Origin of the sequence: Cognatishimia sp. 1_MG-2023, assembly GCF_030548175.1 — a bacterium.
GTDB lineage: Bacteria > Pseudomonadota > Alphaproteobacteria > Rhodobacterales > Rhodobacteraceae > Cognatishimia.
The window spans coordinates 88,464-107,853 of record NZ_JAUORX010000006.1 but is presented as its reverse complement, the minus strand read 5'-3'; the positions used below and the strand labels follow the sequence as shown (position 1 = coordinate 107,853).

Below are 19,390 nucleotides of genomic sequence, written 5' to 3'. Positions count from 1 at the left end.
GTTTTTACCGGGGGTTTTTCTTTGGCTATTTGTAGCTGGAAAAATGATCGGCAAGCAGATCAAACACCAGCCGGATGCGTCGGCTTGTGTGCAGCTCGCGGTGGGTGACCAGCCAGACCGGGAACACGATGGGTTCCATTTCCGGGAAGAGGCGCACCATGTCGTTCGTGCCTTGAACGACGTCTTCGCCCATGACCGAGACGCCGAACCCTTGGCGGCAGTACTCCCACGCGACCAATCCGTTTTTAGACCCGATAGGGAAATTCTTTTCGTTGAGTTGAATGCCCATCGGAGTGAGGAAATCCGTCATCTCTTTGGTGTCACCAAAGGAGATGAAATCGTGGTTTTGCAAATCGTCGAATGTTTCGGGCGTCCCTCTTTCAGAGAGGTATTCATGTGAGGCGTAGAAGTATGCTTTGGGTTCGTACACGAGCTTTGCGATTAGGTCGGGTTGTTCGGGGCGGACGTGGCGCAGGGCGATGTCAGCTTCGCGACGCATCAAATCCTGAATGTCGTTTGCGGCCACAACGTGGACCTGAAGATCTGGTGCGGCTTTGCGCAGTTTCCTGAGAGCGGGCGGAAGGACAAAAGCCGAGAACACATCGGACGATGTGATGCTGATGCTGCCGCTAATGTCTTGGGACTGACCGCTTGCGACCAAGGACACGCGATTGGCGGCTTCGCCCATGGTGCGGGTGTGTTCTAATAGCTCCAGCCCTGCTTGGGTGAGCTCTAGCGTTCGACCGACGCGTTCGAACAGCATGATGCCAAGTTCTTCTTCGAGGGCGGCGACTTGGCGAGAGAGCGTGGGCTGGGTGAGACCCAGATCGCGGGCGGCTGCAGATAAAGAGCCGGTGTTCGCTGTCGCAAGGAAAGCGCGGATGTGGTTCCAGTCAGGCATACGAGATGAGTTTGTCATACATATATGTATAAGAGTCCTTCGGAATTCGGCAATTTATTTAAGCACGCGTATGGATGAATATGCGTCAACGACGATAAATGCATCATTTGGATGCTTGGGTTTACGTCTCTATGGAGTGGAACATGAAAGACGCTGTAACGTTTTGGGACGGAATTGCAGATAAATATTCGAAGACACCGATCAGCGATATGGAAAGCTATGAGTATACTCTGAACCGCACCCGCAGTTATTTGACGCAGAGTGATCGGGTTCTGGAAGTGGGAGCCGGGACGGGCCGGACTGCTTTGAGCTTGGCCAGCCAAGTTGGCGAGATCGTGGTGACGGATTTGTCTGACGCTATGTTGGATGTTGGTCGAGCAGAGGCAAAGGCCGATGGGGTCGAAAATATCTCGTTTGAGCGGTGTGATGCCGGGGCTTTGCCTGAGGGGCCGTTTGACGTGGTATTGGCCCACAACATTCTGCATTTGATTGATGATTTGGACGGATCGCTGTCGGCGATGCATCGGGTGTTGAAACCCGGTGGGTTGATGATTTCGAAAACGTTCTGCAAGCCAGAGGGCGGTGGCGGTAGCTTTAAGATTACCATGATGCGCTTGATCTTGCCGTTGATGCAGATGGTTGGCAAAGCGCCGTTTGTTGCGATCCGGTCTGTTGCCGAGTTTGAGGCGGCGATTTGGGCGGCTGGGTTTGAAACGGTTGAAACGATGACGGTGCCGAAAAAGGGCGGCTCGCGGTATGTTGTAGCGCGCAAGATCGCATAGGCTGGACCTTGGGTGACACATTGCTGATAGTGCTCACAAAGGAGCATGAGCTATGACATTGAAGGTTTATCTGTCGGGAGAAATTCATACCGATTGGCGCGAGCAAATTGTTGAGGGTTCGGCTGGGTTAGATGTGTCGTTTCAAAGCCCCGTGACAGATCACGCGGCGAGCGATGATTGCGGGGTTCGCATCTTGGGGGCAGAGCCGGATAAGTTTTGGCATGACGCTAAGGGCGCAAAGCTGAACGCTATTCGCACACGTAAGGGGATCGAGGATTCCGATGTTGTGGTGGTGCGGTTTGGTGAGAAATACAAACAGTGGAACGCGGCGTTTGATGCGGGTTATGCGGCGGCTTTGGGGAAGTCGTTGATTGTGTTGCATGGGCCAGAGCATCAGCATGCGTTGAAAGAAGTTGATGCGGCTGCGCTGGTTGTGGCCGAAGACCCAAAGCAGGTGGTGCAGGCGTTGCGCTATGTTTTGACAGGTGCACTACCTGATTAATTCAAAAGATCGCCCCAGGCTTTGGAATGACCAAGGCCTGGGGCGTTTTGTTTAACCTTCGCGAGGTGGGGTGTTTAGGCCCTTTTGCACGGCGGGGCGTGCTGTGAAGCGTTCGATGTAGGCGAGCAGGTTGGGGCTTTTGTCTAGGCCGACAAGCTCTTCGGCGCCGTAGAAGGATAGGCCACGTAGCCAAGGCGCGATGGCGATGTCTGCGATGGAAAATTCGCCGACGATCCAGTCTTGGCCTTCAAGTTCTTGTTCAAGCACGGCCAGTAGGCGTTTTGCTTCGTTGATGTAACGTTCGCGCGGGCGGGGGTCTTCGATTTCGGCGCCGGCGAATTTGTAGAAATAGCCAAGTTGTCCAAGCATTGGGCCAAGACCGCCCATTTGGAACATCAGCCATTGGGTGACTTTGTGTTTGTCAGCCGCAGTTTTGCCGATCAGCTTGCCGGTTTTTTCTGCCAAATACAAAAGGATCGCGCCGCTTTCAAAGAGCGAGATTGGTGTGCCGTCTGGGCCATTTGGATCAATGATCGCCGGAATCTTGTTGTTTGGGTTCAGCGAGAGGAACTCCGGGCTTTTGACGTCAGCATCCGACAGAGTGACGCGATGGGCCTCGTAGGGCAGGCCAAGTTCTTCGAGTGCGATGGAGACTTTTACGCCGTTTGGGGTAGGGAAACTGTACAGCTGCAGAACCTCTGGGTTTTGCGCGGGCCACTTCTGGGTGATCTGAAAGTCGGAGAGCGTGCTCATGGTAGAGTCCTTTGTTGCCTTAGGGGGAAGATAAGGTGTTTTTCCCGTAGTTTGAGTGGATTTTGCGTGCGATTTTGGGCAAAGTCCTGTGCGTGAGCGCATGGACAATGCGCAACACGTGCAAAAACGGGGTAATGAGGGAAAAACATGCTTCAGGAATTCAAAGATTTTATCGCCAAGGGCAATGTCATGGACATGGCCGTTGGTATCATCATCGGTGCAGCGTTTACGGCGATCGTAAAATCGCTGGTTGGTGATTTGATCAATCCGATTATCGGTTTGTTCATGGGCGGCATCGACTTTGTCAATGTCTACTGGGTGTTGTCTGGCGAAGTGCCTGACGGTGCAAGCCTTGAGGCGGCGCGAGAAGCGGGCGCGGCTGTGTTTGCGATTGGTGCGTTCATCATGGCGATCATCAACTTTTTGATCATTGCGTTTGTGGTGTTCATGCTGGTGCGCTACGTCAACAAAGCGAAAGAAGCTGCGGCGAAGGCAGAAGAAGAAGTGGTGGAAGAAGAAGAGACTGGCCCAAGCGAGCTGGATGTTCTTTTGGAAATCCGCGACTCTTTGAAGAAGTAAATAAATTGGGTCTCATCGTTGATGAGGCAATGCTAAGCGGGCCGGGATTTCCCGGCCCATTTTTATGAGGGAAATACAATGGACATGATCCTAGAGTTTGCGCAAAGCAACGCTGGATTGGTGGTTACGGCGGCCAAAGCGTTGGCTGTTTTGGTCGTGGGTTGGATGATTGCTGGATTGGTCAGCCGATTGATCCGTCGACGTGTGTTGGCGAGCGAGACGATTGACGACACGATTGGGAACTTTGTGGCGTCTATCGTCAAATGGGTGATTTTGCTGATCGTTTTGATCGCGGTTTTGGGCATCTTTGGTATTCAGGCGACCAGTCTTGTGGCCATAATGGGTGCGGCGACTTTGGCGATTGGGATGGCGTTGCAGGGCACGCTGTCTGATTTGGCGGCGGGATTTATGTTGATCCTGTTCCGTCCGTACAAGTTGGGGCAATTCGTTGATATCGCGGGCACATCTGGCACGGTTAAAGACATCAACCTGTTCGTTACAGAGCTGGCGACGCCAGACAACGTGCAGATTATTGTGCCGAATGGGCAGGCCTGGGGGTCGGTGATTACCAATTTTAGCCACCATGCGACACGTCGTGTCGATTTGGTGTTTGGTATTGATTACGGGGACGACATCGAAAAGGCCAAAGCAATTATTCTGCGTCTTGCCGATGCGGATGAACGTGTGATGAGCGATCCTGCACCTTGGGTGCGTGTGACCAACTTGGGCGACAGCTCTGTTGATCTGACGACCCGTATTTGGGTGGCGGCCGAGGACTTCTGGGAAGTGAAATTCGGCCTGACCCAAGCGGTGAAAGAAGCCTTTGATAACGAGGGTATTTCTATTCCGTATCCGCACACGGTGGAGATCAAGCGCGACGCTTGATGCCATCTGAGGGGCGGGCCTCTGAGGGGTGGCCCGCCCTGTTTGCTTTACATTAAGATGATACGGGAGTGCCCGCCTGCATTGCGCATGGCGTGGACCTCTGCCAGTTCGGGGTCGTTGATCCATGCTTCGGCGTGGGCGCGGTCTGGGAACTCTAGGATGACGGCGACATCGGGTGCTGGTCCGTCTCCTTCGATGACTTTGTTTTCTTTGCTCACTGCGAGTGGTTTGGCTTTGTGTTTGGCCAAAGCGGGGCCGGCGGCTTCGCGATATTTAGCGAAGGCTTCTGGGTCTTTGAGTGTGATCGTGACTTGAGCGTATGCTGGCATGATGTCGTTCCTTATTGATTTGAACCTAACGTAGGTGCGCAAGTGATGAGTGAAAACGATCATTGTTGCGTTACCGATGTGCGTATACGATCAGGGCATGTTGGATTGGAATGACCTGAAATTTGTTTTGGAAACGGCCCGTCATGGCGGGACGAGTGGTGCGGCGCGTGTGTTGGGGGTGAACCATGCGACAGTGGCGCGGCGTATTTCGGCGGCGGAAAAGGCCTTGGGTGCGCGGTTGTTTGAGCGGTTGCCGAGTGGCTATGTGCCGACAGAGGCGGGGCTGGATGCGGTGCGAACAGCGGAAGAGATGGCGCGTGTCGAAGCCGATTTGGACCGGCGGATTGGGGCGCGTGATACCGAGCTGCGGGGTGTCTTGCGGGTGACGGCATCAGAGCTGCTGTTTCAACGCGTGCTTGCACCTATTTTTGCTGATTTCATAACGGCTTATCCCGAGATTGATTTGCGATTGGTTGCAACCAATGATGCGGTGAATATGGCGCAGCGAGAGGCGGATGTGGCCTTTCGGTTTTCAAGCGGGCCGCCGGAAAGTTTGGTGGGGCGACGTGTGCTGGAGCCGCGCGGGACGGTGTTTGCATCGCATGAGTTATTGGCGAAGGATCCGGGCGGTGATGCGCCATTGGATTGGATCCGCTTTGCGCATTGGCCGGGGCCACCTGCAGAGGTGAAAGCGGTGCGTCCGAATTTGAACGTTCGACTGACGGTTGATGACATGATTGCAGCAATCGGGGCGGTGCATGCCGGGATTGGCGCGACGCGGATGGCGTGTTTTCTGGGGGATTCTGATCCGCTGATGGTGCGGGTGCCCGGGATGCCGCTGTTTCCGTTTCGGCCCCTTTGGGTGTTGACCCATGCGGATTTGAAACATGTGCCGCGGATGCGGGTCTTTATGGATTTTGCCGCAGCGCGGTTGATTGCGCTGCGACCGTTGTTTGAAGGCGACCTGCCTTAGCTCTTGATTGCCAAAGCTGGTGAGGTGACATCTAAGCCGAGGGCTTTGCCTACAGCGTAGTAAGTCAGTTGACCGGCGTGGACGTTTAGACCGTTCAATAGGTGTGGATCGTCTTCGCAGGCTTTGCGCCAGCCTTTGTCTGCCAAGGCCAGAAGGAAGGGCAGAGTGGCGTTGCCCAAAGCTAGGGTGGATGTGCGGGCCACTGCACCGGGCATGTTGGCGACGCAGTAGTGCATGATGCCGTCGACTTCGTAGATCGGGTCGGCGTGGGTTGTTGCCTTGGAAGTTTCAAAGCAACCGCCTTGGTCAATCGCCACATCCACGAGCACTGCGCCCGGTTTCATGGTAGACAGCTGATCGCGAGAGATCAGTTTTGGTGCTGCCGCGCCGGGGATCAGAACCGCGCCGATGACCATATCCGCAGTTTGGATCAGCTCGGCTGTTGCGCCGGCTGTGGAGTATTGGTTTTTGAAGGTGCCGCCGAAGACGTCATCAAGGTACTTGAGACGTGGAAGAGAGCGATCCAGAATGGTGACGTCTGCGCCCATGCCAGCCGCGATTTTCGCGGCATGTGTGCCAACAACACCGCCGCCGATGACGACGACTTTCGCAGGGGCAACACCCGGTACGCCGCCCATCAAAACGCCACGTCCACCGTTGGCTTTTTGCAGGGTATAGGCGCCGACCTGTGGAGCCAGACGACCCGCGACTTCGGACATTGGCGCGAGCAAAGGCAGGCCGCCGCGGTCGTCGGTTACGGTTTCATAGGCGATAGCTGTGCAACCGCTTTCGAGTAGGTCGTGCGTTTGCTCTGGGTCTGGTGCGAGGTGTAGGTAGGTGAAGAGCAGCTGGCCTTCGCGCAGCATCTTACGTTCGATCGCCTGTGGTTCTTTGACTTTGACGATCATGTCCGCGGTGGCGAAGATGTCGGCGGCGGTGTCCAGAATAACGGCACCTGCTGCGACATAGTCTTGATCTGTGAAGCCAGCCCCAAGGCCTGCGCCTTGTTGGATCACAACGTCATGGCCGTGATTTACCGCCTCGCGTGCGGCGTCTGGCGTCATTCCGACGCGGAATTCTTGTGGTTTGATTTCGGTTGGGCATCCGATTTTCATGGCCCTGCTCCCCTATTAGCATTCTTCTTGATTGTGTGGGGGGATTTGCGGAATGTGCTGCTTTTTTTCCAAAATGAAAATATGGTATTCGAAGAATCTTCGAGTATACTTACCTAAAGCGCAAAAAGGTTCTTAAATATGTCACTTGATCAAACGGATCGTCGCATCCTTGGGGTTTTGCAAAAGCAGGGTAGAATCTCGAACTCTGACCTAGCGGAGGCTGTAAACCTGTCTGCCTCGGCCTGTCATCGGCGTATGCAACGGCTGGAGACGGATGGCTATATTCGTGGGTATGTCGCGCTGTTGGATGCGCGCAAGATGCAGTTGCCAACAACGGTTTTCGTGGAAATCACATTGTCTGGGCAAGCAGATGAAGTGTTGGACGCGTTCGAGAAGGCCGTGGCGCGCATTCCTGATGTTTTGGAATGCCATTTAATGGCGGGAACGGCGGATTATCTGTTGAAAGTGGTCGCCGAAGATACCGAGGATTTTGCGCGTATTCATCGCCAGTATTTGGCGCGATTGCCGGGGGTGGCGCAGATGCAAAGCTCTTTCGCTTTGCGGACGGTGTTTAAGACAACCGCATTGCCTGTTTGAGGCAATGCGGTTGTGATTTGTTAGGCAGTGACGGTGTCACATGGAGCGGTTTCTCCGGTCGCGCAGTAAATGGCATTGGTTGGATTTAAGAAAATCGACGTTGTGAGAAGTGCGAAGACAAGTTCGTAGACCTCCCATTTACGGGTCGCGTCGGTGAAACTAATGACAACTGTGGCAATGACAGCCAAGAGCGCGTGGCGTTTTCCCGGTGCTGGGAAAGCGAGTTTTTCGGCGACATTTTTGATGATACCCGGGCGCTGGATCAGAAATGGCAGAACCACCAGATAGGCCAGGGTGAGTATCGAAAGAATATGGCCAAAGAGGAAGCTGGCTAGGTGTACGTTGCCGACCACTAGGTTGTGCAGGTTGGTTTCGTTCTGGAAATTGTTTTCGACAAAGAATTCGTTTGAGTCCCACCCAAAGATGCGCTGGCCCCAAGAGATTTCTTCGCCGGCTGCGAGAAAGAACATTAAAGCATAAAGTAAGGTAAATCCGATTGCGGTTTTGGTTGGCGCGGCGAGTGCACGGATATTTCGAATGAAGATAATGGTTGCCGCGAAAAGCAGTGCTGCTGTGGCATATTCGATTGGGCCGTCTTCGACAGCGAAGTGGGTGTTAAACCAAGATTCATCCCAAATCGCGACGGAAGATGAGAGGATCAATAGGGTTACAATTGCGCCGAGTAGGGCGGCGTCGGTTCTTGGGAAGCGTGTCATTTTCGAAAACTTTCGGGGTGATATTATTCACCCGAATTGTTGTCGAACCGGTTTTGTTTCAATGGTTTAGCAGTCAATTCTGCGTCGCAAAAACGTTACTTTGGTTTTCGTTTTTGCATGCTTCCGGCCGTTGACAAGGCCAAGGGCCGGAAACGTTTGAATTTTATTCTGCGGCTTGCAGTTTATCCTGGGTCTTGGTCTCAAAATCCGAGGCGGCATGGCGTTCGTGCAGTTGTGTTTCCAACTCACCAAAGGCACGGTTGACCATGCGGCCGCGTTTTACGGCCGGGCGATCTGCGATTTCTTTGGCCCAGCGTTGCAGGTTTTTGTAGCTTTCCGCGTCTAGGAATTCTGCTGCGCTATAGAGCGTGCCAAGAACGACTTGGCCGTACCAAGACCAGATCGCGATGTCGGCGATGGTGTATTCATCGCCAATGATAAAGCGGTTGTTGGCCAATTGGCGATCTAGCACGTCAAGTTGGCGCTTGGCTTCCATGGTGAAACGGTCAATTGGGTATTGCCATTTTTCCGGGGCATAAGCGTAGAAGTGGCCAAAGCCACCGCCGAGATATGGCGCGCTGCCCATTTGCCAGAAAAGCCAGCTGAGTAACTCTGGGCGTTTTGCCGGGTCTTTTGGCAGGAAGGCATCAAATTTTTCAGCAAGATGCAGAAGGATTGCGCCGGATTCAAAAATGCGGGTCGGCGGGGTCGTGGTGTGATCCATCAGGGCCGGGATTTTTGAATTGGGGTTTACGTCCACAAAGCCAGAGCTGAATTGATCACCTTCCATGATGTTCACAAGCCAAGCGTCGTATTCAGCACCGGTGTGGCCTGCCGCAAGCAGCTCTTCGAGCATGACCGTGACTTTGACGCCATTGGGCGTTGCTAAGGAATATAGCTGAAAGGGATGCTCGCCAACGGAGAGCTCTTTGTCATGAGTGGCGCCCGCGATAGGGCGGTTGATGCTGGCGAATTCGCCACCATTTTGCTGTTCCCAAGTCCAAACCTTGGGCGGCACATATGTATTGTCTGTCATGTCTCTCGCTTTGCGTTCTTCTTTGACTACAATCTAGGTCGGTTGAAAAATTCGTCTATGGCGCTATCGCGTTTGTGATGCAGAAAGGACAATTTTCTTTTGAGTGCCCGTAGAAACGACAAACCCCCGAAGCTGGGCTACGGGGGTCGTCTATTCTTTTCGTATTCAGAAGCTACGGGTTTGCTTAGAGCATACCTTCGCGCTGAAGTTTCTTACGAGCCAGTTTACGGCTACGACGGATAGCTTCAGCTTTCTCGCGTGCTTTTTTCTCTGACGGTTTCTCGAAATGTTGCTTGAGCTTCATCTCGCGGAAGACGCCTTCACGCTGTAGCTTTTTCTTCAGGGCACGAAGCGCCTGATCGACGTTGTTGTCGCGAACACTAACCTGCATGTGGTTTTCACCACCTTTCTAGTTTGAAGTTGCAAGGATTTGCAGGAGCCGCCCCTATAGCAAAGGCTGGGTTATCTGTCTAGTATGCGCTCAAGTTGAGGAGTGCCAAATGAGTGATCATCCTAATGAATTGAAAATGCGCCTTGTTGAGGCGGCTTTGGTCCATGTGGCATTTGATGGCTGGGGGGCGGAAACCTTTGAGGCTGCGGTGGCTGAGTCGGGAATCGCTCCGGCTGTGGCGCATGCGATTTGTCCGCGTGGAGCAGTGGATTTGGCTGTGGCCTATCATCAGGATGGCGATGCGCGGATGGCGGCGGTTTTGGCCGAAGAAGACCTAAGCGAGATGCGGTTTCGGGATCGGGTGATCCATGCGGTGAAACTGCGGTTGCAGCTTTGCGAGGACAAAGAAGTGGTGCGGCGCGGAACGACGTTGTTTGCCTTGCCGCAATATGCAGCGCAGGGGTCGGCTTTGATCTGGGGATCGGCGGACGCGATTTGGGTGGCATTGGGCGATACTTCTGAGGACATCAATTGGTATTCCAAACGCGCGACGTTAAGTGCGGTTTATGGCGCGACGGTGCTGTATTGGCTGGGTGACGACAGTGATGGGCATGAGGCGACCTGGGCCTTTTTAGAGCGCCGGATCGAGAACGTCATGCAGTTTGAAAAGGCCAAGGCCGCGTTTAACGGCAGTGCTTTGGGCAAGGTTTTGGCAGGGCCGCTGGGTGCGCTGGGCAAAGTGCGGGCGCCTAAGTCGGCATCTGGATTGCCGGGGCGTTGGCGCTAAGGCGTTACATTATCAAATCAGTTAAGAAGACGAGGAGGCTTTTCATGAGCGATCGCATGCGGGCAATTGAAATCACGGAACCCGGTGGGCCAGAGGTCTTGCGCATCAGCGAGCAACCCATGCCTACGCCAGGTGTGGGAGAAGTTCTGATCAAAGTGGCCTATGCGGGTGTGAATCGCCCCGATGCATTGCAACGGGCCGGAAAATACGCGCCGCCGCCTTCTGCAAGCCCATTGCCGGGGTTGGAAGCCTCGGGGGTGATTGCCGCTGTTGGCGCTGGTGTGACGGAATGGGCCGAAGGCGATGCGGTGTGTGCGTTGCTGCCGGGCGGTGGGTATGCGGAATATGTGCTGACACCTGCAGCCCATTGTTTACCGGTGCCAACAGGCATGGGGATGCGCGAAGCGGCTTGTTTGCCTGAGACGTTTTTCACGGTTTGGAGCAATGTTTTTGAACGTGGTGGGCTAAAGGCTGGCGAGCGGTTTTTGGTGCATGGTGGGTCTTCTGGGATTGGGACGACAGCGATTCAATTGGCTAGTGCTTTTGGGGCGCGTGTTTTCACGACGGCTGGTTCCGAGGCCAAGGTTGAGGCCTGTAAGGCTTTGGGAGCCGAGGTTGCGATGAACTATCGTGACACGGATTTCGTTGAGGTTTTAAAGGCTGAAGGCGGGGCGAACCTAATTTTGGATATGGTGGGTGGATCGTATTTGCCGCGCAATATCAAAGCTTTGGCAATGGAGGGGCGTTTGGTGCAGATCGCGTTCTTGCAAGGGCCAAAGGTAGAGTTGAACTTTGCCCAGATCATGATGCGGCGTTTGACGGTGACGGGATCAACTTTGCGGCCACAGAGTGATTTGGCAAAGGCGAAGATCGCCGAGGCGTTGCGGGCGAAAGTTTGGCCACTGCTGGACAATGGCCGTGTGGCACCTGTGATGGATCAAGAGTTTGCTTTGGCAGATGCGGCGGCGGCCCATGCGCGGATGGAAGCGGGTGATCATATTGGGAAGATAGTGTTGAACGTGGCGGGCTAGAATTGGGGCTTTGCCCCCTTGGCTTTCAGCCAATTCCCCCAAGGTATTTAGATCAAGAAAAAACAGGCGGGCCGAGGTGTGAGGCCGCCTGTTTTGCGTTCTAGGTCTGTGGGCTGCGGAACCAGCCGAAGTGGCGGAAGATCAGCCAATCTAGAATGAGTGCTGCGATGAGCGATGCGCCCACGAGGGGGAACAGCAGTGACAGGGCTATGACGAGGATGATCATCGCGGGCGAGAGCGCGGCTTCTGGTGCGTTTGGCACGCCAAGTGACCCGCTGGGGCGGCGTTTCCACCATGCCACGAAGCCTGTGAGAGACAGGACAAAAGCGAGAACTGCGGCGATTGTGTTTTGGGTCAGATTGAGCCAGCCGTAGAGTTCGCCTTGGTGGAAGGAAATGCCGTAAGATACGGTTTTGGCCACGGGTGGGTTATCGGTGAAGTTGTGCCGTTTGAGGACCTCGCCAGTGTATTGGTCGATGATTAGCTCATTTTGATCATGGCGGTTTTTGCTGGCGCTGCGAATCCAAAATGCGGATTTGTCGTTTTTGGGTGGGCGCATTTCGTAAGGGGCTTTGAGGCCTTGGGATTCTGCCGCAGCGATGACGTCGGCGTAAGGGATTGTTGTGCCAGATGTGGTTGTGGAATTTGGCACAGACCGGCTGAAACGCAGGGATTGGGATTTTTGGCCGGTTTGTTCTTGGACGTAGGACAGGCCGCCGCCCCAGATATCAGTCCATGGCAGGCCAGTGATCAGGATTGGCACCACGAGAAGGGTTGCTAAGAAACCGGTGAACAGATGGGTTTCACGCCACCAGCTGCGGCCCTGTTTTGGGGTGCCTTTGGGTGGGGTGACAGCCTGTTTTAGGCTGCGGTTGCCGCGAGGCCACCAGAGGTAGACGCCGGTGATGAACATGACGATGGCCCAATGGGCTGCGAGTTCGACGAATTTGGTACCGGTTTTGCCAAGTAGCAATTCGCCATGGAACTTTTTGAGCAAGCGCATGGCCATTCCGTCGCGCTCCACGATGCCGAGGACGTCGGCGGTGTAGGGGTTTACCCAAGCGTAGGAACGTACTTTGTTGGCGTCGTTAAATTCGATCATGGTGCTGCGGGTTGGGTCATCGTAGCTGGTGATGCCGCGCAGACGGGTGAGGCCAGAGTGGTTTTTGACCGCGGTGACTTGGGCTTCAAGGGCGAAGGGGGTGTCACCTTGGGCGACATACATCTGATCGGCATAGAGCCAGGATTCGATTTGCGGTTTGTAGAGATAAATACCGCCGGTGATGGCCAGCATGGCCATAAAAGGCAGAACGTAGAGAGAGGCCAGAAAGTGCCATTTCCATACAAGACGGTAGAAGGCGCCGCCGGTCGTGTAAGACGCGGACGGGGCCGGTGCAGTTGCATCGGTCATTTTGAATATCCTGTTAAATCTGAAGGTTAAGGTGGTTTCAGATTAGGGCAGGAGGTGCGCGAGAGGGTTCTAAGCGGGCTAAGGTATCGCGTGCGGTTTGGCTATGCTCTTGGACAGAGAAGGGGCGCAGGTAGCTGCGGGCCAGTTCGTGCCAATGCGGGGTGATGGGGGCTGTGAGCTCGGCGGCGTCAGAGAGTGTGCAGGTGTTGTCTGCGCTTTCTTCGACCTCTAGCGGTTCGCCATTTGGGCCAAGGGTGATGGTGACAAAGGCGTCGCCGGTGCAGACGATCATGCTTTGGACGCCGGGAATGAATTCAACCACAACCGCAGAGATGCGGGGCAAGATCAGCGCAATGATGAGAAACAGAGCGGCGGCCCAGTTTTCATAGATGCGCAGATAGGTGTTGAAACGGGTCACGGGGAACAAATGGCTCTGATAATATTTCGGTTCTGAATGCCGGATAAATTATTGTTGGGGAAGGTGACGTTTTGTCGTCACCTATCGTCACCTGACCGGGTCAAACAGCGCGTCTTTCAGGCTGCAATCTTTGATTACGTCGCGCCCGCATGGGACGGGAGTGAGGTCTTTGGAAAGGCAAATGCGAGCCTCTTGGATGTAGCCTTGTTTGCAGGTGATGGTCAGGCTGTCTTTGGTGAGAGTTGGGTTGGCCTTTAGGAAAGCGCCCTCGACGACCGATGCGGGGAGGCTGACTTGGCTTTGGAGTTTGCGAAAGACGGCGGGGCGGGTGAATTTTTCGTATGCCTCGCGGGAGAGTGCGTAATAGGCGGGGGCAGAGAGGCCAGAACACACGCCGTGTTTTTTCCATTGGTGCCACGCGAGGCCGGATGTGCCCATGATGTCGGCCATTTCATTTGTCATACTGCGGGAAGGGGCGCGTTCTGATGTGCGGCAGTAGCTTGGCCAGCCTTGGTGAAATTGGGGCCAGAGGCCGTGCAGAATCCAGCCGTGATCTTCGCGGGTGTCACATTGGGGGGAGTTTTTGCTGTCACCTTCAAGGGCGCACCAATTGGGGGACCAGCTGAGGGCCATGACGTAATAGTCAAACTCGCCTGCGCGTTCGCCCTCGGCATTTGCATTTGATGTCAGCAGAACCATGCTGAGGAAGATCATTAGAAACCGCATTCACTCTTTCCTTTTTGCCTTGGGCGCACTATATCGGCTTCAAGTTCCCCATCAATGGAAACCCGCATCCCCGCAAAGGATGCCGTCAGGCAAAAGTCTGACGACGGGAAAACTATGCTTTAGGAGGCCGATATGGCGAAACCAATTATGGCGAAGGCCACCGCTGTGTGGCTTGTTGACAATACAACGATCAGCTTCAAGCAGATCGCAGATTTCGTGGGTATGCACGAGCTTGAAGTGCAAGGCATCGCGGATGGTGATGTTGCGACTGGCGTTAAGGGCTTTGACCCGATTGCCAACAATCAGCTGACCCAAGAAGACATCGACAATGCGCAAGAAAGCCCGTTGTTTAAGCTGAAGTTGAAATTCAACGCAGCCGCAGTTGGCGAAGAAAAACGCCGTGGTCCACGCTATACGCCACTGTCCAAACGTCAGGATCGTCCGGCGTCTATTCTGTGGTTGGTGAAATTCCACCCAGAGCTGACTGATGGTCAGGTGTCTAAGCTGGTTGGTACAACCAAGCCGACCATTCAGGCGATCCGTGAGCGGACACACTGGAACATTGCAAACATTCAGCCAATCGACCCGGTTGCGCTGGGCCTGTGTAAGCAGTCTGAGCTGGATGCAGCTGTTCAGAAAGCAGCGGCGAAAGCGGCAGCGGATGGCAATGTGATGAACGATGACGAGCGTCGCAAGTTGGTGTCCACCGAGCAGTCGCTTGGTATGGAAGCAGAACCACGCATCCCAGCCGCGATTGAAGGTCTGGAGACCTTTACGCTGGGCGGTTCAGATGACGACGGCGAAGATCCACGCGATAAGAAAGAAGATTATTCCGATGCGGACAGCTTCTTTGACTTGCCAGGTGATGACGCTGACGAACAGCCTTAAGCTGCTTCACTGCGATTGAGTTCAGAAAAGCCCGCGCCGTAAGGTTGCGGGCTTTTTCTTTGGCGGGCAGGATGGGGCCATGTCGGTGATTTTGCAAAAGTGGCAGCATGTGGGGGCGGGCGGATTGTCCGCACCCATCTTGCCGGATGGGTGCCGGGATTTGATTTTGCGTGATGTTCCGGGCCGACGTCCAGTCTGGGAACTGTCGGCTTTGCAGGCGGAGCCACTGCGGGCTTCGGTGACATATGGTACGCGGTTGACCGGGTTTCGTTTGGTGCCGGGGGCGGCCGTGGATGAGGCAATCTTGCAGGATTTGTCGCATGATCCTCTTGTCGCAGAGGGTGAGATATTAAGTGCCGTGGCGGGACAAACACGGGCGCAAGAGTGCATTGACGCATTGCAGTCGGCGGCGAGTGTAGCCGAGGCGGCGCGGTCTGTTGGGGTAGCGGCGCGTAGTTTGCAGCGGGTTGTTGTCCGAGAGACTGGGTTTGCACCGGTGTTCTGGCAGCGGCTGGCGCGGGCACGGCGGGCCGCTGTGCAGGTGGATCGACCCTTGGCAGATGTGGCGGCTGATTGTGGATTTTCAGATCAGGCCCATATGAGCCGGGAGTTTCGCCGCTGGTTCGGTGTGAGCCCGCGCATGTTGCGCGGGTCACTGGATTTGCGGGCGCAGATAGCTCAGCCTGCGTTGGCGACGGGTGAACAGATTTCGATCAGATAGCCATTTGGATCGCTGACGTAGGATGTGGTTTGACCCCATGGCTCCTCTCGCGCGTCTTGTACGAGGGTTGCGCCTGCGGCGAGGGCGGTTTTTAGGGCGGTGGCTACATCGTCGATTTCAAATGCGATTTCGAATGTCGGGTGTTTGGGATCGGCTTTTGCCGGGGATTTGCCCAGTTGGGTCATGAGTGCGGTTGATGAAAACGCCAGTTTTGTGTCGCCGGTTTTAAGCTCGGCGTAGTCGCCACCTTCGTGCAGAAAGCCGAGTTCTAGTGAGAATGCCTTTTGGTAGAATGCGACGGTGGCGGGGACGTCATCGACGTAGAGAATGCTGTAACGAAAAATCATAAATGCCTCATGTGATTGTTGAGGATTATTTAGCAGTCGTACGGTGTGGCGTCTTGAACATTTCGGACAGGTGTGTGGCGGGGCGCAAGATTATCCACTCGCCGATGCTGATTGAAACGAGCCAGCTGAGTAGGATCAAAAGGCCTTGGACGAATTGGCTAGCGCCACCCCAAAACACTTCAGCGATGAGTAGCATGTAGGCTTGGGTCACAGGGCCTGCTGTGATGGCGACGGTGCGGATCATCCATGTGCGATGGGCTTTGATGTTGCGGCGCATGGCGGATTTGATGCCAAGGGTTAGAGTTGCCGCAATGGCGATGCAGGCGATGGCGCGGATGGGTAGAACGGCCGCAGCGCTGTCGGATTGGGCGGGGTAGGCCCAAAGGCACCAAAGCCCAGAAAGAGCAAAGGTGAACCCGGCCACTGCGGTGACGCGGCCTGCGTATCGATGCCATTTGCGCGCGGCGGGGGTTGGTTGGCTGCGGAACTGAAAGGCGCCGAGGGTGCAGAAGATCGCGCCGCCAGCCGCATGGAGGGCCATGGGGAGCGGGTTGGATGCGATATGCGCGATTGTAGGATCAACCAGTCCGGTGATTTGCGCGAATGCCAGGGTGAACAGGCGGTAGACCGACCCAAAGATAGGCAGCGCAAAGAGCAAGAGCAGCAATGTAGGGGTGCGCCAGCGTGGCGGCGTTGCAGGTGGGTGCGACATGGTTGATCCTTTCTGCTTTAGCATTCGCACGACTGCGCCGCCTTGGGGAATTGGCGAAATTGGCATTTCGCTTATGCGTATTTTGGGGCTCTGTAGGGTGCCGTGCGGTTTGCGCGGCGGATCAGAATCTCTGCTGCGGTGCTGTTGATGATCCAGCCAGCCCAAGCCATGATCGCAATAGAATCTGCAGTCATGATCCCTGTTATAGCGTTTGTTGCGAGGATCAAGATACCCTGTGTGGCGCCTGCGGTCGCGATGGAAAATGTGCGAAACATCCAAGCGCGGTGGTTGGTAAAATCGCGACGGCCTACAGCAATCATCGATTGGATTATTGCGAGTGCCATGAGGCAGCCAAAGATAAATCGCCCGATGGACATTGCAGGGTGCGTCATTGGATTTGCGGGATAATAGATGACCATCCAAACACCGGATAGGGCGGCGACCATGGCTGCATAGACAGCGAAGCGGCCAATGCGTCTGTGCCATAGACCAAGCGAATTACGAATTTCTGGCGTGAATTGTAGGATCGCGACAAGGCAAAAGAAGCTGCCGCCTATCATGTGGGAAAGAATGGGCAGGGGGAGCTCTAGGAAGTGGAGGAAGTTTGGGTCACCCACAGTGTCTGGGGTGGTTGTCATCATCCATTGAGTGCGCATGGCTGAGGTTGCAAGTGGTAGCAGGATGATCAGGAATAGCAGGAATGGTGTGCGCCAAGCGCGTGTTGGGATCAGGGACATAGGGCCTCCGGTTTGGGGTTCGGAGGCAAAGTGTCATTGGGGGCAGATTTAGAGAATTCCCGAAATAAGCATTTTGAATATGCAGATTTTTGGGGTTTTACACCGGTTTTCGTGCGCTGAGGGCTGCAGTGATCGTTCCCTCGTCAAGGTAGTCAAGCTCGCCGCCGATTGGGACGCCTTGCGCGAGGGAGGAAAGTTTGACCTGCCCGTCCAATTGATCCGCGATGTAATGCGCGGTTGTTTGGCCATCGACTGTGGCGTTGAGGGCGAGGATCACTTCGGTGATGTTTTCGCTGGTCACGCGGTCCACGAGGCGGGGAATGGAGAGGTCTTCGGGACCAACGCCATCGAGGGCAGAAAGGGTGCCACCCAGCACGTGATAGCGGCCCTTGAAGACATTGGCGCGTTCCATGGCCCAAAGGTCGGCGACATCTTCGACGACGCAGAGTTCACCGTTGGCGCGTTTCTCGCTGTCGCAGATGTCGCAGATGTCTGAGGTGCCCACGTTACCGCAGTTTAGGCATTCGCGCGCTGTGGCTGCGACCTGTTGCATAGCATCCGCCAGTGGTGTCAGCAGGCGGGCGCGCTTGCGAATGAGATAGAGCACAGCGCGGCGGGCAGACCGGGGGCCGAGGCCCGGAAGTCTTGCCATCAGTTCGATGAGTGTGTCGAGGTCGCTGTTGCTCATTTGGCGATGCCGTTTGCTTGTTCTGGGCCGGATTTCGCGCCGAAAGGGCGCGGTTTAGGTATTTATATCAAGAACAAGCAAGGGTGTTGGCGTCAACTTAAAACGGCATTTTGAAATCAGCCGGCAGGCCGAGGCCTTCGGTGATTTTCGCCATTTCGGATTGTGCTTTGTCGCTGGCTTTGGACTGTGCGTCTTTGATGGCGGCGAGGATCAAGTCTTCGACGACTTCTTTTTCGGAGGCCACAAAAATGGATGGGTCGATGTCGAGTGCTTTGAGTTCGCCTTTGGCAGATGCGGTGGCTTTGACAAGACCCGCGCCGCTTTCGCCGGTGACCGTCATGGCATGCAATTCTTCTTGCATGTCTGTCATTTTGGTCTGCATTTCTTGTGCTTGCTTCATCATCTTGGCCATATCGCCAAGTTGGCCCAAACCTTTAAGCATGGTGTTCTCCTGAATGGTATTCGCGTTTGATATGTAGATACGGTCTGCAACGGCCCGGCACAAGGTGGGGCTAAAGCGTAAGCGTACCATCAATCATGATTTGAACCGCGCCACCGATAAGAACGTCATTGAGACGAGAGGGATCAAGCCGGTATTCTACGCGCCCCTCGCGCCCGATACAGGTGCCTTGCGCGGCAACTGAATCTGCGGTTAGCCTGCCCGTTTCTAGCATCCAACGCGCGAGGGCGGCATTGAGCGATCCGGTTATTGGGTCTTCGGACATGCCGCTAGAAGGGGCGATATTGCGGACTTCGAAATCAATGTCTGATGTGCCCTTGTGTGCGCCAATTAGTGCTAGGCCTGCGTGCTCGGGCCAGCGGGTTTTGTCGGCATCAACAGCCAGCACATCAGCAGCGGAATGAAGTTCGAAGAGATTCCAATTGGGGCCATTGTCTAAGATGATCGCCGTTTTCACGACCGATGGATCAATGCCCATGGCTGCAATCAGTCTAGATTGTTCGCTGGAAGGCATTGGTGCCATTGCTGTGGGAGGCGCAATAAAGGCCGGATCGGGCTTTGAAATGTCGATGTCGACCAGTCCGATCTGGCATTCTTGGCGAACGGTTTTGGGATCTTTTGGTGCGTTTGCGCAATGCAACCATGCCATGCAGCTGCCCAATGTTGGGTGCCCTGCGAATGCCATTTCTTTTGCAGGTGAGAAGATGCGCACGCGGTAATCGGCGCGGTCATCCGTAGGTGGCAATAGGAATGTGGTTTCGGCAAGGTTGGTCCAAGCCGCGAAGGCTTGCATCTGCTCAGTGCTGAGATCGTCTGCATCGACAACTACGGCGAGGCCATTGCCCTTTGAGGCACGGCTTGAAAATACGTCGACTTGCAAGAAACGTCGTTGGCGCATTGGCATG

26 protein-coding genes are annotated in these 19,390 nt (G+C 54.9%); 10 read left to right on the top strand and 16 right to left on the bottom strand.

All coding sequences use genetic code 11. The annotated features are described in order from the left end of the window. Positions 1-25: 25 nt before the first annotated feature. On the bottom strand, positions 26-919 hold the full coding sequence (locus Q4544_RS11605; protein ID WP_303506452.1) for a LysR family transcriptional regulator: 894 nt from the start codon (positions 917-919) through the stop codon (positions 26-28). A 125-nt stretch (positions 920-1,044) separates the two neighbouring features. Between Q4544_RS11605 and Q4544_RS11600 the strand changes: the two genes are divergently transcribed. Continuing rightward, a complete protein-coding gene (locus Q4544_RS11600; RefSeq protein WP_303506450.1) occupies positions 1,045-1,683 on the top strand; it encodes a class I SAM-dependent methyltransferase in 639 nt (212 codons plus the stop codon). A gap of 52 nt (positions 1,684-1,735) precedes the next feature. Beyond that, the gene (locus Q4544_RS11595; protein ID WP_303506448.1) at positions 1,736-2,185 is read left to right on the top strand and encodes a YtoQ family protein; all 450 of its coding nucleotides are present in this window, start codon (positions 1,736-1,738) and stop codon (positions 2,183-2,185) included. Positions 2,186-2,236: 51 nt separating this feature from the next. Here the strand turns inward: Q4544_RS11595 and Q4544_RS11590 are convergent, their stop codons facing one another. After that, positions 2,237-2,938: a glutathione S-transferase family protein gene (locus Q4544_RS11590; RefSeq protein ID WP_303506446.1), complete on the bottom strand. Its 702-nt coding sequence runs from the start codon at positions 2,936-2,938 to the stop codon at positions 2,237-2,239. Positions 2,939-3,085: 147 nt separating this feature from the next. Between Q4544_RS11590 and mscL the strand changes: the two genes are divergently transcribed. Both mscL and Q4544_RS11580 read left to right on the top strand, forming a co-directional pair. Beyond that, entirely contained in the window at positions 3,086-3,517 is a 432-nt protein-coding gene (gene mscL / locus Q4544_RS11585; RefSeq protein WP_303506444.1) for a large conductance mechanosensitive channel protein MscL, read from the top strand. 78 nt (positions 3,518-3,595) lie between these two features. Next, positions 3,596-4,402 (top strand): mechanosensitive ion channel family protein, encoded by an 807-nt coding sequence (locus tag Q4544_RS11580; RefSeq protein ID WP_303506442.1) that lies wholly within the window; start codon positions 3,596-3,598, stop codon positions 4,400-4,402. A 47-nt stretch (positions 4,403-4,449) separates the two neighbouring features. On the opposite strand, the gene Q4544_RS11575 is transcribed toward Q4544_RS11580, so the two are convergent. Then, positions 4,450-4,731 (bottom strand): DUF1330 domain-containing protein, encoded by a 282-nt coding sequence (locus Q4544_RS11575; RefSeq protein WP_303506440.1) that lies wholly within the window; start codon positions 4,729-4,731, stop codon positions 4,450-4,452. 49 nt (positions 4,732-4,780) lie between these two features. Between Q4544_RS11575 and Q4544_RS11570 the strand changes: the two genes are divergently transcribed. Further along, the gene (locus Q4544_RS11570) at positions 4,781-5,704 is read left to right on the top strand and encodes a LysR family transcriptional regulator (RefSeq protein WP_303506437.1); all 924 of its coding nucleotides are present in this window, start codon (positions 4,781-4,783) and stop codon (positions 5,702-5,704) included. On the opposite strand, the gene ald is transcribed toward Q4544_RS11570, so the two are convergent. Next, complete coding sequence (ald, locus tag Q4544_RS11565; RefSeq protein ID WP_303506435.1) at positions 5,701-6,819, bottom strand: alanine dehydrogenase; 1,119 nt, start codon at positions 6,817-6,819, stop codon at positions 5,701-5,703. The two genes, Q4544_RS11570 and ald, sit on opposite strands and share 4 nt — an antisense overlap. A gap of 138 nt (positions 6,820-6,957) precedes the next feature. Between ald and Q4544_RS11560 the strand changes: the two genes are divergently transcribed. Further along, positions 6,958-7,416, top strand: a complete 459-nt coding sequence (locus Q4544_RS11560) for an Lrp/AsnC family transcriptional regulator (protein WP_303506433.1) — start codon at positions 6,958-6,960, stop codon at positions 7,414-7,416. Positions 7,417-7,436: 20 nt separating this feature from the next. Here Q4544_RS11560 and Q4544_RS11555 read toward each other — a convergent pair whose 3' ends face one another. From Q4544_RS11555 to rpsU, 3 genes are all read right to left on the bottom strand, one after another. Continuing rightward, positions 7,437-8,132: a hypothetical protein gene (locus Q4544_RS11555; RefSeq protein WP_303506431.1), complete on the bottom strand. Its 696-nt coding sequence runs from the start codon at positions 8,130-8,132 to the stop codon at positions 7,437-7,439. Between the two features lie 163 nt (positions 8,133-8,295). Then, positions 8,296-9,168, bottom strand: coding sequence for a glutathione-dependent disulfide-bond oxidoreductase (gene yghU / locus Q4544_RS11550; RefSeq protein ID WP_303506429.1), 873 nt, complete (start codon positions 9,166-9,168; stop codon positions 8,296-8,298). A gap of 184 nt (positions 9,169-9,352) precedes the next feature. Further along, on the bottom strand, positions 9,353-9,559 hold the full coding sequence (gene rpsU, locus Q4544_RS11545; RefSeq protein WP_009830066.1) for a 30S ribosomal protein S21: 207 nt from the start codon (positions 9,557-9,559) through the stop codon (positions 9,353-9,355). 109 nt (positions 9,560-9,668) lie between these two features. On the opposite strand from rpsU, the gene Q4544_RS11540 reads away from it, so the two are divergent. Together Q4544_RS11540 and Q4544_RS11535 are read left to right on the top strand one after the other, a co-directional pair. Continuing rightward, positions 9,669-10,346: a COQ9 family protein gene (locus Q4544_RS11540; RefSeq protein ID WP_303506420.1), complete on the top strand. Its 678-nt coding sequence runs from the start codon at positions 9,669-9,671 to the stop codon at positions 10,344-10,346. A gap of 44 nt (positions 10,347-10,390) precedes the next feature. Continuing rightward, positions 10,391-11,377, top strand: coding sequence for an NAD(P)H-quinone oxidoreductase (locus Q4544_RS11535; RefSeq protein ID WP_303506413.1), 987 nt, complete (start codon positions 10,391-10,393; stop codon positions 11,375-11,377). A gap of 100 nt (positions 11,378-11,477) precedes the next feature. On the opposite strand, the gene Q4544_RS11530 is transcribed toward Q4544_RS11535, so the two are convergent. The 3 genes from Q4544_RS11530 to Q4544_RS11520 all read right to left on the bottom strand — a co-directional run bounded on the left by Q4544_RS11530 (position 11,478) and on the right by Q4544_RS11520 (position 13,932). Further along, a complete protein-coding gene (locus Q4544_RS11530; protein WP_303506411.1) occupies positions 11,478-12,788 on the bottom strand; it encodes a PepSY domain-containing protein in 1,311 nt (436 codons plus the stop codon). 37 nt (positions 12,789-12,825) lie between these two features. Beyond that, positions 12,826-13,206 carry a hypothetical protein gene (locus Q4544_RS11525; protein WP_303506409.1) on the bottom strand — a complete coding sequence of 127 codons (381 nt, stop codon included), beginning with the start codon at positions 13,204-13,206 and terminating at the stop codon, positions 12,826-12,828. Positions 13,207-13,293: 87 nt separating this feature from the next. Next, entirely contained in the window at positions 13,294-13,932 is a 639-nt protein-coding gene (locus tag Q4544_RS11520) for a ribonuclease T2 (RefSeq protein WP_303506407.1), read from the bottom strand. A gap of 132 nt (positions 13,933-14,064) precedes the next feature. On the opposite strand from Q4544_RS11520, the gene Q4544_RS11515 reads away from it, so the two are divergent. Together Q4544_RS11515 and Q4544_RS11510 are read left to right on the top strand one after the other, a co-directional pair. Further along, positions 14,065-14,820 (top strand): DUF1013 domain-containing protein, encoded by a 756-nt coding sequence (locus Q4544_RS11515; RefSeq protein WP_303506405.1) that lies wholly within the window; start codon positions 14,065-14,067, stop codon positions 14,818-14,820. Between the two features lie 79 nt (positions 14,821-14,899). Continuing rightward, a complete protein-coding gene (locus tag Q4544_RS11510) occupies positions 14,900-15,541 on the top strand; it encodes an AraC family transcriptional regulator (protein ID WP_303506402.1) in 642 nt (213 codons plus the stop codon). Here the strand turns inward: Q4544_RS11510 and Q4544_RS11505 are convergent. The 6 genes from Q4544_RS11505 to Q4544_RS11480 all read right to left on the bottom strand — a co-directional run bounded on the left by Q4544_RS11505 (position 15,499) and on the right by Q4544_RS11480 (position 19,383). Further along, the gene (locus tag Q4544_RS11505; RefSeq protein WP_303506401.1) at positions 15,499-15,888 is read right to left on the bottom strand and encodes a VOC family protein; all 390 of its coding nucleotides are present in this window, start codon (positions 15,886-15,888) and stop codon (positions 15,499-15,501) included. The two genes, Q4544_RS11510 and Q4544_RS11505, sit on opposite strands and share 43 nt — an antisense overlap. A gap of 25 nt (positions 15,889-15,913) precedes the next feature. Continuing rightward, positions 15,914-16,600 carry a DUF2306 domain-containing protein gene (locus Q4544_RS11500; protein ID WP_303506399.1) on the bottom strand — a complete coding sequence of 229 codons (687 nt, stop codon included), beginning with the start codon at positions 16,598-16,600 and terminating at the stop codon, positions 15,914-15,916. Between the two features lie 71 nt (positions 16,601-16,671). Further along, positions 16,672-17,337: a DUF2306 domain-containing protein gene (locus Q4544_RS11495; RefSeq protein WP_303506397.1), complete on the bottom strand. Its 666-nt coding sequence runs from the start codon at positions 17,335-17,337 to the stop codon at positions 16,672-16,674. 97 nt (positions 17,338-17,434) lie between these two features. Next, positions 17,435-18,025 (bottom strand): recombination mediator RecR, encoded by a 591-nt coding sequence (recR, locus tag Q4544_RS11490; protein WP_303506395.1) that lies wholly within the window; start codon positions 18,023-18,025, stop codon positions 17,435-17,437. 97 nt (positions 18,026-18,122) lie between these two features. Further along, a complete protein-coding gene (locus Q4544_RS11485; protein ID WP_303506393.1) occupies positions 18,123-18,467 on the bottom strand; it encodes a YbaB/EbfC family nucleoid-associated protein in 345 nt (114 codons plus the stop codon). Positions 18,468-18,537: 70 nt separating this feature from the next. Then, entirely contained in the window at positions 18,538-19,383 is an 846-nt protein-coding gene (locus tag Q4544_RS11480; RefSeq protein ID WP_303506392.1) for a PhzF family phenazine biosynthesis protein, read from the bottom strand. Positions 19,384-19,390: the final 7 nt, after the last annotated feature.